The organism is Seonamhaeicola sp. NFXS20 (genome assembly GCF_049132085.1).
In the GTDB taxonomy this organism is placed as follows: Bacteria; Bacteroidota; Bacteroidia; order Flavobacteriales; family Flavobacteriaceae; genus Seonamhaeicola.
In genome coordinates this window covers 97,324-112,926 of the sequence record NZ_JAFMPU010000005.1, presented here as the reverse complement: position 1 = coordinate 112,926, position 15,603 = coordinate 97,324, and the positions used below count along the sequence as shown (strand labels likewise).

At 33.6% G+C, this 15,603-nt stretch carries 13 protein-coding genes and 1 riboswitch; of the genes, 3 read left to right on the top strand and 10 right to left on the bottom strand.

Going from position 1 to position 15,603, the window contains the following annotated elements:
• Positions 1 to 170 precede the first annotated feature (170 nt).
• The 3 genes from gldA (at position 171) to J1D01_RS09170 (ending at position 4,557) form a co-directional block, all read left to right on the top strand.
• Positions 171 to 1,067 (top strand): gliding motility-associated ABC transporter ATP-binding subunit GldA, encoded by an 897-nt coding sequence (gldA, locus tag J1D01_RS09180; RefSeq protein WP_421150623.1) that lies wholly within the window; start codon positions 171 to 173, stop codon positions 1,065 to 1,067.
• 213 nt (positions 1,068 to 1,280) lie between these two features.
• A complete protein-coding gene (gene pta, locus J1D01_RS09175; RefSeq protein ID WP_372938048.1) occupies positions 1,281 to 3,368 on the top strand; it encodes a phosphate acetyltransferase in 2,088 nt (695 codons plus the stop codon).
• Between the two features lies 1 nt (position 3,369).
• The gene (locus J1D01_RS09170; RefSeq protein WP_421150622.1) at positions 3,370 to 4,557 is read left to right on the top strand and encodes an acetate/propionate family kinase; all 1,188 of its coding nucleotides are present in this window, start codon (positions 3,370 to 3,372) and stop codon (positions 4,555 to 4,557) included.
• Here the strand turns inward: J1D01_RS09170 and J1D01_RS09165 are convergent.
• The 10 genes from J1D01_RS09165 to J1D01_RS09120 all read right to left on the bottom strand — a co-directional run bounded on the left by J1D01_RS09165 (position 4,543) and on the right by J1D01_RS09120 (position 15,601).
• The gene (locus J1D01_RS09165; RefSeq protein WP_421150621.1) at positions 4,543 to 5,277 is read right to left on the bottom strand and encodes a head GIN domain-containing protein; all 735 of its coding nucleotides are present in this window, start codon (positions 5,275 to 5,277) and stop codon (positions 4,543 to 4,545) included. The genes J1D01_RS09170 and J1D01_RS09165 overlap by 15 nt on opposite strands.
• A gap of 53 nt (positions 5,278 to 5,330) precedes the next feature.
• A complete protein-coding gene (locus J1D01_RS09160; protein WP_421150620.1) occupies positions 5,331 to 6,050 on the bottom strand; it encodes a 3-ketoacyl-ACP reductase in 720 nt (239 codons plus the stop codon).
• A gap of 33 nt (positions 6,051 to 6,083) precedes the next feature.
• Positions 6,084 to 7,181, bottom strand: a complete 1,098-nt coding sequence (locus tag J1D01_RS09155) for an acyloxyacyl hydrolase (RefSeq protein ID WP_421150619.1) — start codon at positions 7,179 to 7,181, stop codon at positions 6,084 to 6,086.
• 35 nt (positions 7,182 to 7,216) lie between these two features.
• Positions 7,217 to 8,173: a methylenetetrahydrofolate reductase [NAD(P)H] gene (gene metF / locus J1D01_RS09150; protein WP_372938466.1), complete on the bottom strand. Its 957-nt coding sequence runs from the start codon at positions 8,171 to 8,173 to the stop codon at positions 7,217 to 7,219.
• A gap of 120 nt (positions 8,174 to 8,293) precedes the next feature.
• The gene (gene metH / locus J1D01_RS09145) at positions 8,294 to 10,966 is read right to left on the bottom strand and encodes a methionine synthase (RefSeq protein WP_421150618.1); all 2,673 of its coding nucleotides are present in this window, start codon (positions 10,964 to 10,966) and stop codon (positions 8,294 to 8,296) included.
• A 15-nt stretch (positions 10,967 to 10,981) separates the two neighbouring features.
• Positions 10,982 to 11,995: a homocysteine S-methyltransferase family protein gene (locus J1D01_RS09140; RefSeq protein ID WP_372935715.1), complete on the bottom strand. Its 1,014-nt coding sequence runs from the start codon at positions 11,993 to 11,995 to the stop codon at positions 10,982 to 10,984.
• A gap of 51 nt (positions 11,996 to 12,046) precedes the next feature.
• Positions 12,047 to 12,174, bottom strand: a riboswitch (SAM riboswitch).
• A 72-nt stretch (positions 12,175 to 12,246) separates the two neighbouring features.
• Entirely contained in the window at positions 12,247 to 13,137 is an 891-nt protein-coding gene (gene cysM / locus J1D01_RS09135; protein ID WP_372935713.1) for a cysteine synthase CysM, read from the bottom strand.
• Positions 13,124 to 13,864, bottom strand: coding sequence for a serine O-acetyltransferase EpsC (epsC, locus tag J1D01_RS09130; RefSeq protein ID WP_372935711.1), 741 nt, complete (start codon positions 13,862 to 13,864; stop codon positions 13,124 to 13,126). Before epsC ends, cysM begins: the two co-directional genes overlap by 14 nt.
• An 89-nt stretch (positions 13,865 to 13,953) precedes the next feature.
• Entirely contained in the window at positions 13,954 to 15,009 is a 1,056-nt protein-coding gene (locus J1D01_RS09125) for an NAD(P)/FAD-dependent oxidoreductase (RefSeq protein ID WP_421150617.1), read from the bottom strand.
• Between the two features lie 16 nt (positions 15,010 to 15,025).
• The gene (locus J1D01_RS09120) at positions 15,026 to 15,601 is read right to left on the bottom strand and encodes a precorrin-2 dehydrogenase/sirohydrochlorin ferrochelatase family protein (RefSeq protein ID WP_421150616.1); all 576 of its coding nucleotides are present in this window, start codon (positions 15,599 to 15,601) and stop codon (positions 15,026 to 15,028) included.
• Positions 15,602 to 15,603 lie beyond the last annotated feature (2 nt).

Below are 15,603 nucleotides of genomic sequence, written 5' to 3'. Positions count from 1 at the left end.
TGTATAAACTACTGTTGTTCTCATAATTACAGCGGCTAAAGTAATTAATATTTTAATAAATCAAAATTGTAGAATTACTTTTTTATCTTTTTTTTAAAAGTTTTAAAGATTTTACAGCAAAACTTACTTTAGTTTATATAATCATTTATTTTTGAACAAATATTTTAAATATGTCTATAGAGGTTAAAAATATTTCTAAGCTTTACGGTAACCAAAAAGCTTTAAATAACATTTCTTTTAAAGTTGACAAACCAGAAATAGTTGGGTTTTTAGGTCCTAACGGCGCTGGCAAATCTACTATGATGAAAATTTTAACCACTTACCTAAAACCCAATAACGGTAATGCTAAAGTAAATGGGTTTGACATAAACCAAAACACCCAGCAAGCTCAATTAAGTGTTGGGTACTTACCAGAGCACAATCCGTTATATACAGAAATGTATATTAAAGAATACCTTAAATTTAATGCTCATATTTATAAAATATCAAAAGAAAGAATAAATGAAGTTATAGAACTTACTGGTTTAACACCCGAAGCTCATAAAAAAATAGGCCAACTCTCTAAAGGCTACCGGCAACGTGTAGGCTTAGCAACGGCGCTTTTACACAACCCCGATGTTTTAATTTTAGATGAACCTACTACAGGTTTAGACCCCAACCAATTAGTTGATATTAGAAATCTCATAAAATCTGTTGGAAAAACTAAAACCGTTTTTCTATCTACACATATTATGCAAGAAGTTGAAGCCATGTGCGACCGCGTAATAATAATTAATAAAGGAGAAATTGTAGCAGATAAAAAATTATCTGAATTAAAAGAAGAAAAAGAACAGGTTGTAATTGTTGAATTTGATTTTAGAGTTGAAAACGCCTTTTTAAAACAATTGCCTAAAGTAAAAACTGTTGAAAATACACACGATTTTGTTTATGAAATTACATTTAATACCTCAGAAGATATGCGCTCTTATGTTTTTGATTTTGCGCACGATAACCAATTAAAAATTCTTCAATTAAACCAAAAAAATACTAGTTTAGAAACCTTATTTAGAGATTTAACCAATAACTAAAATCACTTCTTAAAAAAACAATTTGCTTATATAAATTATTTACTTAAATTGGTTAACCAATTTTAGGTTTTATAAAAACCATGACAAATATCATCTTTATAAGTGTATTCGGTTATTAATTTTGCACCGTATTAAATTTATATTAACATAGAGTTAGATACTAATTTTAAACATAAATCAAAATAGTATCTTTATAAAAATTAAACAGGTATAATGAGCAAAGGAATTTATGTAGCTACTATAGAACCTAACAGCGGCAAATCGGTAGTAGTTCTTGGACTAATGCGTATGCTTTTAGGTAAAACTGCTAAGGTAGGTTATTTCAGACCAATAATTGAAGATGTTGAAGTAGGAGAAATGGACAACCACATTAACACGGTTATAACTCATTTTGACATTGATATTAACTACAAAAAAACATTCGCATTTACTAGAAGTGAAGTATTAGATTTATATAACCAAGGTAAATCTGGTTATGTTATTGATGAAGTCATAAAAAAATACAAACGCTTAGAGGAACATTTTGATTTAATTTTAGTTGAAGGTACTGATTTCTCTCATGAAAACTCTAGCTTAGAACTAGATATAAACATGCTAATCTCTAAGAATTTAGGACTTCCTGTTATTATTGTTATAAATGGTGATGGTAAAAAGAAAAAAGAAATTGTTGATAGTGTACAGCTAGCTCATGATACTTTTAAAGAAGAAGTAGATGTACTTTCTATAATGACCAACAAAGTAGATGAAGAGCTGCTAGACTGTGTAAAATCTAAATTACTAGAGCGTATTGATGATACCAATATTGCCGTAATACCAAAAATTAAAAGTTTAGCAAGCCCAACCTTAAAAGAAATTGTTAAAGCCCTTGATGCCAAAGTATTGTTTGGCAAAGACATGCTTAACAACCAAGTTCAAAAATCTGGAGTGGGTACCATGCAACTTAGAAACTACTTAACAAAACTAAAAGAAGGTGCTTTAGTTATAACTGCAGGAGATAGGGCTGATATAATTCTAGGTGCTTTACAAGCCCATATTTCTAAAAACTATCCAAAAATTTCGGGTATAGTTTTAACTGGCGGATTAATTCCTGAAGAATCCATTCTAAAATTAATTGAAGGATTATCAAGTGTTGTTCCTATTATTAGTGTAAATGATGGCACGTTTAATGTAGCAAACGCTATAGGAAAAGTTAAATCTAAAATTTATGCCGAAAACACAGAAAAAATAGCTATATCTATTTCTACTTTTGAAAAACATGTAGACACCGATAAATTAGCTGATAATTTAGTAACATTCAAAAGTGATATTTTCACTCCTAGAATGTTTCAATACAACCTTTTACAACGTGCTTTAAACAATAAAAAACACATTGTATTACCAGAAGGTTATGATGAACGCGTACTAAGGGCCACTGCAAGATTAGTAAATGCTCAAGTAGTTGATATTACATTAATAGGCGAAAGAGAAAAAATTCAAGAAAATATTGAAATTAATGATATTCCTCTAAATCTTGATGATGTAAACGTAGTATCCCCTCAAAAATCACCTCATTTTGATGATTATGTAAACACCTTTTACGAACTAAGAAAACATAAAAATATAAATATGGATATGGCAAAAGACGCCATGTCTGATGTATCTTATTTCGCTACTATGATGATACACAAAGGGCATGCAGACGGCATGGTATCTGGTGCGGTACATACAACAGCACACACCCTACGTCCTGCGTTACAATTTATAAAAACAAAACCAGGATGTAATATTGTATCTTCTGTATTCTTTATGTGTTTAGAAGATAGAGTATCTATTTTTGGCGATTGTGCTATTAATCCAAACCCAAATGCAGAACAGCTAGCAGAAATAGCTATTTCATCTGCTAAAACAGCTTTAGATTTTGGTATTGAACCTAAAGTAGCTATGTTATCATATTCATCAGGAGCTTCAGGAAAAGGTGAAGATGTAGACAAAGTTAGAAAAGCTACTGAAATTGCCAAAGCCACAAACCCGTCATTAAAAATTGAAGGACCTATTCAATACGATGCAGCCGTAGATAAACGTATTGGAAAAAGTAAGTTACCAGACTCTGATGTTGCAGGAGAAGCTAGTGTGTTAATATTCCCCGATTTAAATACAGGAAACAACACCTATAAAGCTGTACAAAGAGAAACAGGTGCGCTTGCTATAGGCCCTATGTTACAAGGTTTAAACAAACCTGTTAACGATTTAAGTAGAGGCTGTACAGCAGATGACATATATAGCACCGTAATTATAACCGCAATTCAAGCCCAAGAAATATAATATGCAAGTACTTGTTTTAAACTCAGGAAGTTCCTCTATAAAATTTCAATTATTCGCAATGCCAGAAGAAACAATTCTTTGCTCTGGTTTAATAGAACGTATTGGTTTAGATGAAGGGAAATTTACATTCAAAACTGATAAAGATAAAATTGAAATATTAACACCTATAGCAAATCATAAAACTGGATTAGAGCTATTAGCAAAACAATTGCTTGATAAAAATACTGGAATTATTTCTTCTGCTAACGACATTGATATTGTTGGACATAGGGTAGTACAAGGTGGATCTCGTTTTAAAAACACCACAGAAGTAACCCCTAGTGCTAAAGATAACATTAAAGATCTTTTTAGCTTAGCACCACTACACAATCCAGCTAATTTAGAAGGAATTGAAGTTGCAGAAACCGTTTTTCCTAAAGCAAAACAAGCTGTTGTTTTTGATACGGCCTTTCATCAAACAATTCCAGAACACGCCTATAAATACGCCATTCCTAATGAACTTTTAACAGATCATAAAATTAGGTTATACGGATTTCATGGTACAAGCCATAAATATGTTTCAGAACAAGCCATTGCTTATCTAAACAAAAAAGAATCTAAAATAATTTCAATTCACTTAGGAAATGGTTGTAGTATAACAGCCATAAAAGACGGTAAAAGTATAGATCACTCTATGGGATTAACGCCTTTAGATGGTTTAATAATGGGCACCAGAAGTGGAGATATTGATCCTTCTGTTATTTTTCATTTAGCAAGCAAATTAAATTACAATCTAGATGACATTAACACGCTTCTACTAAAGAAAAGTGGTATGCTAGGTTTAACAGGATTTAGTGATTTAAGAGATATTCAAACCGAAGCTGAAAAAGGAAATAAATCTTGCCAATTAGCATTGCAAATGAATGCTTACCGTATTAAAAAATATATAGGAAGTTATGCAGCAATATTAAACGGGCTAGATGCTATTATATTTACAGCAGGCATTGGTGAGAACTCAAGTTTAGTACGCCAACTAGTTTGTGAAGACTTAGATTACTTAGGAATTGAATTAGATACTGAAGAAAATAAAGTTCGTAAAGATGATTTACACGAAATTAACTCTAAAAATTCAAAAGTTAAAGTGTTAGTCATTCCTACGAACGAAGAACTAGAAATAGCAAAACAATCGGTAGATTTATTCAAAAATTAATTTACCGGTATAAAGTTCCTCAACAAGAATCACAGGTGGTTGGTTTTTAGAAATCACATCACCTGTGCTTCTTATTACTCCTTGAATAGATTGTTGCGGATTCACAATCATATCATTAGAACTTCGGTGGGAAATAGTAACATTTTCTGCTAAAAGATTTTCTCCTTCAAAACGGCTATTACTAGCTGCAAACGTTACATTTAAATTAGTAGTGTTTCCTCTTACATAACAGTTAGATAGGTTATTAAATACAACATTAAAACTATTATTATTTATGTTTAAGTTAAACTCACCATTTGTAATGGTATCTGGTGCTCCATAATCTTCAGACAAAATAGTTAAACTAGGGTAAGTTAACACACCATTTGAACTAATAGTATATTGTGTAGAGCTTCTAATTTCAGTAATATTAGGAGAGGTAACATACACTTTGGTTATACCGTAATCCCTAAAATAATTACAGGTATTATTATCGGTTAAAATTAATTGGCTATCTACTACTTTAACAGTAACATCATTCATTAAGTTATTACCTGTTTCAACTACCACTTTTTGGGTAGCACCTTCGGTTATAATCAATTCTACATCTCTATTTACCAATATTTTGTTGAATGTATCAACCAAAACTTCTTGCTGAATAATATTTCCTGTTTTCTGAAAACAATCTGTAGCCTGCTCACTATTGCAAGAAAAAACAAGAAGCAAACTTAGTGTGCACATTAGCGCTTTCATATTACAAATATTTCTGTTTAAGCAGCATGATGCTTTTATTATTAAGGGTTTGTAGACCACAAAGAAGCACTAGTAAGCATTGCTCTTTTAGGAAGTTTTAAACCAGCAACTATTAATTCTGCAAAATCTTCTGGTTGTAACACTTTTTCTTCAGAATCTTTGGTTGCAATTCCTAAACCAATAGACATGTCTGAGACAATGGTACTTGGTGTTAATGTACAAACTCTAATATTATTTTTACGTACCTCTTTCATTAAAGACTCAGACATTCCAATTACTGCAAATTTTGATGCTGAATAAGCCGATGTTTTAGCATTACCATTTAATCCTGCTGTAGAAGAAACATTAATTATTTCTCCTTCATTTTGATTTATTAAATAAGGTAATACCTCTTTTGTTACATAATACATCCCCATTAAGTTCGTTTGAATTATTTGACTCCATTGACTAACTTCCATTTCTTGTATAGTTCCAAATGCTGCAATACCTGCATTGTTAACTAAAATATCAACCGAACCTAATTCATATACAATAGTTTTTATACTTGCTTTAACCTCATCATAATTACCTACATCAAAAACAGAGTATATAGCTTTAACTCCCATATTCTCTAATTCAGCTACGGTTTCTTTTAAAATTTTCTCATTTCTACCGGTTATAGCAACATCAATTCCTTCTTTAGCAAATGCTATAGCTGTAGCTTTACCTAAGCCTCTTCCGCCCCCTGTAATAATGGCTTTTTTACCTTTTAAATTGCTCATTTTTATTTATTTCTAATTAAACATATTGTCTTTTCATAATCTTACTCCAATTCCAAGCTCTACAGCTTCGGCTTTAAACCCATGAGATTTTAGGGTTATAGCTCCAAACCATTTCTTAGCAAAATACCGTTTTAGTCCAACTCTTACATATAGGCGTCCTTCAAAATCAAACGGATAATACACATAGTAACCTAATTGAGATACCAAACTAATTCTATTTACAAATAGCTCATGACCTGCATAAATACCTACTCGTTTATAATCTTCATCACCAGACACATCTTCTTCAGGAAACGCCACCGCTTTATACTTTATATATTCCTTTAAAAAATTAGAAAAAAACACATCGGTTCCTAATTGTAATGCACTTTTTCTATTAATGCGCTTATCGGCATAAGCTGACAAAGTATAAAACACAAATTGACCGCTATTAATAATATCGCTTTCATTAACACCACTTCTAAAAACTAAGTTGTATTTAATGGGTTCTGAAAATTCACTATCATTTTCTGGCAATGTATGCTGATACTCTGGTTTTTTATCTTCCAAACTGTAGGTTACTCCCAAATTTAATGCCACAGCATTTATACTGGTATTGGGTGCCTTTACATTAGCGTTAGAATAATGAATAAAGGTTAAACCTGCTTGCAAACCAAACCTTCCAAATACACGTTCCTTCTTATAATTTAACATAGCATAAGTAGAACTCAAAATGCGAGATCCAAATGCAATATTTCTATAATTTTCTTCTTTATCATAAGGGTTTGTAGTATAAGCTATTCCTTGTCCTATTCGCATTATTAAATTCCTCTTAAAAAAGTAAAAATTATAATGAGCATATAATGAATAATTATTCCCTAAAACCTCATTCTTTAAATTTTGATAAGCGAAAGACACGCCGTAATCTGGGTAGTTATAACGCTGTTCCCAGTCTTCAAATCCAAAAGTTTCTTTATTCCAACTTAAAATCACACCTTCTGGATGCCCCTGTATTAAATGCAAAATATCATTATTATGCAATGCTATATTCCCTTTAAAGTAATTCACATCAAAGTAAGATGCGTACTGCTTATCTTGGGCAATAGCTATACAGCATATTAGGCTAAAAAAGCAGGCTAAAAACAACTTCATTGGGGTGGATCTACACAGTAAATGCATAACATTAATTAGAATAATGCCGAAGCAACTGCCTTAATATTATCACTCTTTCCCATAGAGTAATAATGAAGTACTGGTACACCAAAATCTAACAGCTCTTTACTCTGCTGAATAGCAAACTCAATACCCACTTGTCTCACTGCTTTGTTATCCTTACAATTTTCTACAGCATCAATCAAATCTTGCGGTAAATCAATTTTAAAAACTTGTGGTAATAATTGTAAATGTCGTTTTACGGCAATGGGTTTTATACCTGGAATAATAGGAACATTTATTCCCATTTCTCTAGCTTTTTCTACAAACTCAAAATACTTTTGGTTATCAAAAAACATTTGGGTTACTACATAATCGGCACCAGCATCTACCTTAGCTTTTAAGCGTTTTAAATCGGTTTGTAACGATGGTGCTTCCATATGTTTCTCTGGGTATCCAGCAACGCCAATACAAAAATCAGAATTACTTTCTACATCCACACCATCATGTAAATATTGCCCTCTGTTTAGTTTAGCAATTTGCTCCACTAGCTCGCTAGCAAAAGCGTGCCCACCTTCGCAAGGTTTAAAATAAGGTTCATCTTTCATGGAGTCTCCACGTAATGCCATAACATTATCAATACCTAAATAGTGGCAATCTACCAGCACATATTCGGTTTCTTCTTTAGTAAAACCACCACACAATAAATGCGGTATAGCATCCACATTATATTTATGCATAATTGAGGCACAAATACCCACCGTTCCTGGGCGCATGCGTGTAATACGCTTATCTAAAAGTCCGTCTCCCCTTTCAATATACACATACTCCTCTCGTGAAGTTGTTACATCAATAAATGGCGGATTAAACTCCATTAACGGATCTATATTATTATACAAATCCTGAATATTTTTACCTTTTTTAGGCGGTATTACTTCAAACGAAAACAAGGTTTTTCCGTTCGCATTTTTAATGTGGTCTGTTACTTTCATTTATATTTTTTTTCATTCCCACCTAAGCAGAAATAAATCCATATTTTCTTTTTTTGGGCGTTCCCCTGCGGGTCGCGCTTTCCGCGTTACACGGTAACTTGCTGCAATCGCTAACGCGGGTTAATCAGCCAAATTTGCGTGCAACCACTTTCTAGCTACCTCTTTGCTTATGCCTTTTCTCACGGCATAATCTGTTAATTGATCGTCTTTAATTTTGCCCAATCCGAAATATTTAGCCTCCGGATTTGCAAAATAATACCCCGATACTGCTGCTGCTGGCCACATAGCTAAACTTTCGGTTAAGGTTACACCAATAATCTTTTCAACATCTAATAACTTCCAAATGGTTTCCTTCTCTAAATGATCTGGACATGCGGGATACCCTGGTGCCGGACGTATGCCCTTATAAGTTTCTTTAATCAATTCGTCATTACTTAAATCTTCTCCTTCTGCATAGCCCCAATGTTTAGTTCTTACTTGTTTGTGTAAATACTCTGCAAAAGCTTCTGCAAACCTATCGGCAATAGCCTGAGCCATAATGGCACTATAATCATCATCTTTAGCTCTATAACTTTCAGCTAGCTCTTGTGCACCAAAAACACCAACGCAAAAGGCACCAACATAATCTGTTTTTCCTGTATTTTCTGGTGCTACAAAATCTGCTAAGGCATGATTTGGAACCCCTTCACGCTTTTTCAATTGCTGGCGCAACGTTCTAAAAACAGCAATTTGTTCACCTTTTTTCTTCACTGAAATATCGTCATCATTTATCGTATTGGCTTCAAACAAACCAAATACCGCTTTAGGTTTTAATAATTGTTTTGCTACAATTTCTTTAATCATGGTTTGAGCCTCATTATATAAAATAGTAGCTTGTTCACCAACCAAGTCATCTTCTAAAATATCTGGAAACTTACCGTGTAAATCCCAACTTCTAAAAAACGGACTCCAATCTATAAACGGTAAAAGCTCTTTTAAACTTAATTGTTTAAGCATTTGCACGCCCATTTCTTTAGGCTTTACAATTTCGGTAGCCTCCCAATCTATTTTATATTTTCGTTTTCTAGCTTCTTCAATTGAGATGTATGATTTTTGTTTACCACGTTTTAAAAACTTGGTTCTAAATTCATCATAATCTTTCTTAAGCTTAGCAACATATTCGTTTGATGATTTTTTGTTTAACAAATCACCAACAACGGTAACCGCTCGTGATGCATCATTTACATGAACCACGGCATTTTTATACTGTGTATCTATTTTTACAGCAGTATGAGCTTTTGAGGTTGTTGCTCCACCTATTAACAACGGAATTTCAAAATCCTCACGTTGCATTTCTTTGGCCAAATACACCATCTCGTCTAACGAAGGTGTAATTAAACCCGATAAACCTATGGCATCAACACGTTCTTTTATAGCCGTTTCAATAATTTTTTCTGGCGGCACCATAACACCTAAATCTACTATTTCATAGTTATTACATGCCAGTACCACGCTAACAATATTTTTACCAATATCGTGTACATCGCCTTTTACTGTGGCCATTAAAATTTTACCAACAGGTTCTGCATCTTCGGTTTTTTCGGCTTCAATAAATGGATTTAAGTAAGCCACTGCTTTTTTCATTACACGAGCCGATTTTACAACCTGAGGCAAGAACATTTTACCTGCTCCAAATAAATCACCAACAACGTTCATTCCTATCATTAAATGACCTTCTATAACATCAATTGGCTTATCGGCTTCCTGTCTGGCTTGCTCAACATCTTCAATAATATAGGCATCAATACCTTTTACAAGTGCATGCGTAATTCTGTCTTGCAACGGATTTTCTCGCCATGATAAGTCTACCGTTTTTTCTGCCTTAGTACCTTTAACGGTTTCTGCAAATTCTAATAAACGTTCTGTAGCATCGTCACGTCTGTCTAAAATTACATCTTCAACATGCTCTAGTAAGTCTTTTGGAATATCATCATAAACCTCTAACATTGAAGGGTTAACAATACCCATATTCATACCTGCTTGAATAGCATAATATAAAAATACGGAATGCATAGCTTCTCTTACAATGTTGTTTCCTCTAAACGAAAACGACACGTTACTTACACCACCACTTACACTAGCATTCTCTAAATTTTGACGCACCCAACGGGTGGCTTCAATAAAATCGATAGCATTTCGCCTGTGTTCTTCCATTCCTGTTGCTACGGGGAAGATGTTTAAATCGAAAATTATATCTTCAGAAGGAAAACCAACTTTATCTACTAAAATACGGTAAGAACGTTCTGCAATTTCAATTCTACGCTGGTAATTATCGGCTTGTCCTACTTCATCAAAAGCCATTACAATAACCGCAGCTCCATAACGTTTTATCTGTTTTGCTTCCCAAATAAATTTTTCTTCACCTTCTTTTAAGGAAATAGAATTAACCACTCCTTTTCCTTGAATCACCTGTAGTCCAGCTTCAATAATTTCCCACTTAGAACTATCTATCATAATAGGCACGCGACAAATATCTGGTTCTGCAGCAATAAGGTTTAAAAATTTAACCATAGCCTCTTTACCATCAATAAGACCATCGTCCATATTGATATCGATAATTTGCGCACCACCATCAACTTGATGACGAGCAATATCTAGAGCTTCATCAAATTTTTCTTCTTTAATTAAGCGCAAGAACTTACGAGAACCCGCCACATTGGTACGTTCACCTATATTTATAAAGTTGCTGTTTTCGTTTAAAACCAAAGGTTCTAAACCAGACAATTTCATATATTTTGTTTGTTTCACTTTCATATTTCTTGCTTCATTCTATTGTATTGCTGATACGAGTTCAGTAAAAGGGCGTGGTGTATATTTTGCAGCTATTTCTGCAATTACTTTAATGTGTTCTGGAGAAGTACCACAACAACCCCCAATAATATTTATTAAATTCTTTTTTAAGTATTCTTCAATTTGAGTTCCCATTTCTTCTGGAGACTCATCGTACTCACCAAAGGCATTGGGTAAACCTGCATTTGGGTGTGCAGATATGGCAAAATCTGTTTTATTAGCTATAGCCTCTAAATGGGGTTGCAATAAGTTGGCTCCTAAAGCGCAATTAAAACCAACCGAAAGTAATGGCACATGCGATACTGAAATTAAAAAAGCTTCAGCTGTTTGTCCAGACAGGGTTCTACCAGAAGCATCTGTAATGGTTCCGCTAAGCATTACCGGAATATCTATATTTCGTTCGTCCTTAACCTGCTCAATAGCAAAAAGTGCTGCCTTGGCATTTAAGGTATCAAACACGGTTTCAACCAATAGTAAATCTGCTCCACCATCAACCAAAGCTTCGGCTTGTTGTTTGTATGCTTTTCTTAATTCATCAAACGTTACAGCTCTATATCCAGGATCGTTTACATCGGGTGACATGCTTGCTGTACGGTTTGTTGGCCCCATAGAACCAGCTACAAAACGCGGTTTATGCGGTTCTTTTTTAGTAAACTCATTAGCCACTTCTTTGGCTATTTTTGCTGACTGATAGTTGAGTTCATACACCAAGTCTTCCATTTGATAATCTGCCATAGCTATGGTAGTACCAGAAAAGGTATTGGTTTCAATAATATCTGCTCCAGCTTCTAAGTATTTACCATGTATGGTTTTTATAGCTTCTGGCTGGGTAATTGACAATAAATCATTATTACCTTGTAATGGTATAGGATAGTCTTTAAAGCGTTCTCCTCTAAAATCCTCTTCAGTGAATTTATAGGCTTGTAACATGGTACCCATGGCACCATCTAAAACCAAAATTCGCTCTTTTAAAGCTTTATATATGTTTGACATTTTTTTGATATTACTTGGTGTAACATCATCAAGAAAAGTAAAAAATACTATTCGTTATCTTTCTGTTTTTATATCTGAAATAATTTCAGAATTAACAGTAGAACGTAGCACCTTCTTTACAAGTTAAAGGGTTGCCAAGGTTTCATTGGGTCTATTCCCTCTACCTTTCTTGATAACACTAACACGTTAATGAACTTGGTTGACAAAAATAGTAACTATATTTTTGTTATCCTATTTAATTTAAGGCTCTCTTATTCAAATAAATCTGATGACAAATAGCGGTCTCCTCTATCGCAAATAATGGCTACAATTACACCTTTATCAATAGAAGCAGCTACTTTTAAAGCGCAAAATACAGAGCCGCCACTACTCATACCTGCAAAAACACCTGCTTCTTTAGCTATACGTTGTGTAGTTACTTTAGCTTCAGTTTGGGTAACTTCTATAACCTGATCTACCTTACTCTTATCAAAAAATTTAGGCACATATTCTGGAGACCATTTTCTAATACCTGGAATTCTAGAATTGTCATCTGGTTGCGCTCCTACAATGGTTATATTATTGTTTTTTTCTTTTAAAAACGTAGACACACCCATTATAGTACCAGTGGTTCCCATGGCAGACACAAAGTGTGTAATTTCTCCATTGGTATCTTGCCAAATTTCAGGACCTGTGGTTTTGTAATGTGCTTTCCAGTTGTCATCATTTTCAAACTGGTTTAATAGTGTATAGCCTTTTTCATCTCTTAATTTAAAAGCTAAATCTCTCGAGCCTTCAATCCCCACATTAGAGGGTGTTAAAATAACTTCAGCACCATAGGCTTTCATGGTCTTTACACGTTCTTCAGTTGAGTTTTCAGGCATAATTAGTACCATATTCACCTCTAATAATTTGGCAATTAAAGCTAATGCGATACCCGTATTTCCACTGGTAGCTTCAACTAAAGTGTCGCCTTTTTTAATGTCGCCTCGTTTTAAAGCTTCATTTATCATGTTAAAAGCAGGACGGTCTTTTACACTACCTCCTGGGTTATTGCCTTCTAATTTCAACAATAACTTTACACCTTTTTTAGACACTAAATGACTTGCATCTACCAACGGCGTGTTGCCTATAAAATCTAAAACTGTTTTATTTAATGCCATTTTTTTTAGGTCTTATTTTTATTTCTGTTTGATACGTTACCAATGAGTTTTCGGGTACCGATTCTGTTATCCAAACGTTTGCTCCAATGATGCTATTGGCTCCAATTACAATATCTCCTCCTAAAATAGTGGCATTGGCATAAATACACACATTGTCTTCTATAGTAGGATGACGTTTGGTTGAAGCTAAACTTTTTGCTACCGAGATTCCTCCTAAAGTAACACCTTGATAAATTTTCACATTTTTACCAATGATAGATGTTTCTCCAATTACAATTCCGGTTCCGTGATCGATATAGAATGACTCACCTATGGTAGCGCCTGGGTGAATATCAATACCTGTAATGCCATGAATAAATTCACTCATCATTCTTGGAAGAATAGGTACTTTTAATTTATACAAAGCATGACTTAGTCTATAAACCGAAATTGCATAAAAGCCAGGATAAGCCAAATATATTTCTTGTAAATTATATGAAGCAGGATCGTTATTTTCAAAGGCTATTGCATCTAAATCTAATAATCTCCTAATTTCAGGAAGGTTAGTCTTAAAGGTTATCCAAATTTGTTCAGCATTATCAACCTCAAGTGCTTTAAGTACTTTTACAAAAGTTTTCTTTAGGTATTCAGAATGCTCTTCATCTTGTTCACAATCGAATAATGAATAAAACAAACGTTTTGTAAATGTTTTAACGGTGTCTTTTAAACAAACATTGTAGCTTTTCATTTGTACAAACTTATTATGTCTTTTAAATACTAAATCCTGCAAGGTAAAAAAACTTACAGGATTTGAAGATTATATAACCAAGATAAAATTTACTTTATAGCCTGCACTACAGCTTTAGGAGCTTCTTTTCGAGACCCATCAAAACCATCAATACCACTAACGGTTGTGTATTTTAAAACTAAGCGTTTTCCTGGATTTATAATTCTATATGCCGCTTGACACATTAATGTTGCCTCATGGAATCCGCAAAGAATTAATTTTAATTTTTCTGGATATGTATTTACATCACCAATAGCAAATATACCATCAATATTTGTTTGGTAATTTCTGGTATTATCTACTTTAATAGCATTTTTTTCAATTTCTAAGCCCCAATTTGCAATTGGTCCTAATTTTGGAGATAAGCCAAATAAGGGAATAAAATGATCGGTATCTATTGTAAAAGGTTCTTCATCTTTCTTTTCTACAACAACACCTGTTACTTTACCATCACCTAAAATACCTGTTACTTCTGCTGGTGTTATTAGGTTTATTTTACCTTCGTTCTTTAATTCACCCACTTTTTCTACAGAATCTAGCGCACCTCTAAACTCATTTCTTCTATGAATTAGGGTTACAGATTTTGCTACATCGGTTAAAAAGATACTCCAGTCTAAAGCGGAATCTCCACCGCCTGCTATAACCACATTTTTATTGCGGTAAATTTCTGGGTCTTTAATGATATATTCAACCCCATTGTCTTCATAATCTGCTAATCCTTCAATAGCAGGTTTACGAGGTTCAAAAGAGCCTAAACCGCCAGCAATGGCTACTACTGGCGCTTGGTGTTTTGTACCTTTATTAGTGGTAACAATAAACGAACCATCGTCTTGTTTTTCTATAGTTTCTGCTCGTTCTCCTAGTGTGAAACCAGGCTCAAATTGTTTACCTTGTTCTAATAAATTTCTGGTTAAATCGCCTGCTAAGATCTCTGGAAATCCAGGGATATCATAGATAGGTTTCTTTGGATAAATCTCTGAACATTGTCCACCTGGTTGTGGCAAAGCATCAATTAAATGACATTTTAATTTTAATAAACCTGCTTCAAAAACTGTAAATAATCCAGTAGGTCCAGCTCCGATAATAAGTATATCTGTTTTAATCATTGTTCTAATTCTAATTTTACTTTTGAATTAATCCTTTTGTGAATTCGTTTAATTTTTCAACTTTTTCTTCGAAATCACCTTTTATTGTTTTTCTATATTCGTTTAAATTTTTCACTAAATCGTCTACATTTTCTGGAATTACATCCTCAAAAAACTGACGTAATCGTTTTGCTGTTGTTGGCGATTTTCCGTTGGTACTAATGGCCACTTTTACGTTGCCTTTAGTAACAATACCACCCATATAAAAATCGCACAGTGGCGGGTTATCGGCAACATTTACCAAAATGCTTCTCTTTCTGCAATGCTTATACACCTTTTTGTTAACTTTAGGTTTATCGGTTGTTACCACAACAATATGTTTGTCTTTTAAAAAACGCTTATTGTATTTTGCTTCAACCAACTTTACATTACCTTTTTTAGCTAAAGATACAGTGCCTTCTCTAAACATTGGTGATACTAATGTTACATAAGCATCTGGACTAGATTTTAATAAGAACGTTAGCTTTTCTTCTGCCACAAAACCACCTCCAACAATAAGTACATTAAGCTGTTTTACTTTAAGAAAAATGGGGTATAAATTATTACGTTCCATAA

Bases quoted from the DNA above. Each gene is read 5' to 3' on its own strand.
- gldA (WP_421150623.1), top strand. From the start codon at position 171: ATGTCTATAGAGGTTAAAAATATTTCTAAGCTTTACGGTAACCAAAAA.
- pta (WP_372938048.1), top strand. From the start codon at position 1,281: ATGAGCAAAGGAATTTATGTAGCTACTATAGAACCTAACAGCGGCAAA.
- J1D01_RS09170 (WP_421150622.1), top strand. From the start codon at position 3,370: ATGCAAGTACTTGTTTTAAACTCAGGAAGTTCCTCTATAAAATTTCAA.
- J1D01_RS09165 (WP_421150621.1), bottom strand. From the start codon at position 5,277: ATGTGCACACTAAGTTTGCTTCTTGTTTTTTCTTGCAATAGTGAGCAG.
- J1D01_RS09160 (WP_421150620.1), bottom strand. From the start codon at position 6,050: ATGAGCAATTTAAAAGGTAAAAAAGCCATTATTACAGGGGGCGGAAGA.
- J1D01_RS09155 (WP_421150619.1), bottom strand. From the start codon at position 7,181: ATGAAGTTGTTTTTAGCCTGCTTTTTTAGCCTAATATGCTGTATAGCT.
- metF (WP_372938466.1), bottom strand. From the start codon at position 8,173: ATGAAAGTAACAGACCACATTAAAAATGCGAACGGAAAAACCTTGTTT.
- metH (WP_421150618.1), bottom strand. From the start codon at position 10,966: ATGAAAGTGAAACAAACAAAATATATGAAATTGTCTGGTTTAGAACCT.
- J1D01_RS09140 (WP_372935715.1), bottom strand. From the start codon at position 11,995: ATGTCAAACATATATAAAGCTTTAAAAGAGCGAATTTTGGTTTTAGAT.
- cysM (WP_372935713.1), bottom strand. From the start codon at position 13,137: ATGGCATTAAATAAAACAGTTTTAGATTTTATAGGCAACACGCCGTTG.
- epsC (WP_372935711.1), bottom strand. From the start codon at position 13,864: ATGAAAAGCTACAATGTTTGTTTAAAAGACACCGTTAAAACATTTACA.
- J1D01_RS09125 (WP_421150617.1), bottom strand. From the start codon at position 15,009: ATGATTAAAACAGATATACTTATTATCGGAGCTGGACCTACTGGATTA.
- J1D01_RS09120 (WP_421150616.1), bottom strand. From the start codon at position 15,601: ATGGAACGTAATAATTTATACCCCATTTTTCTTAAAGTAAAACAGCTT.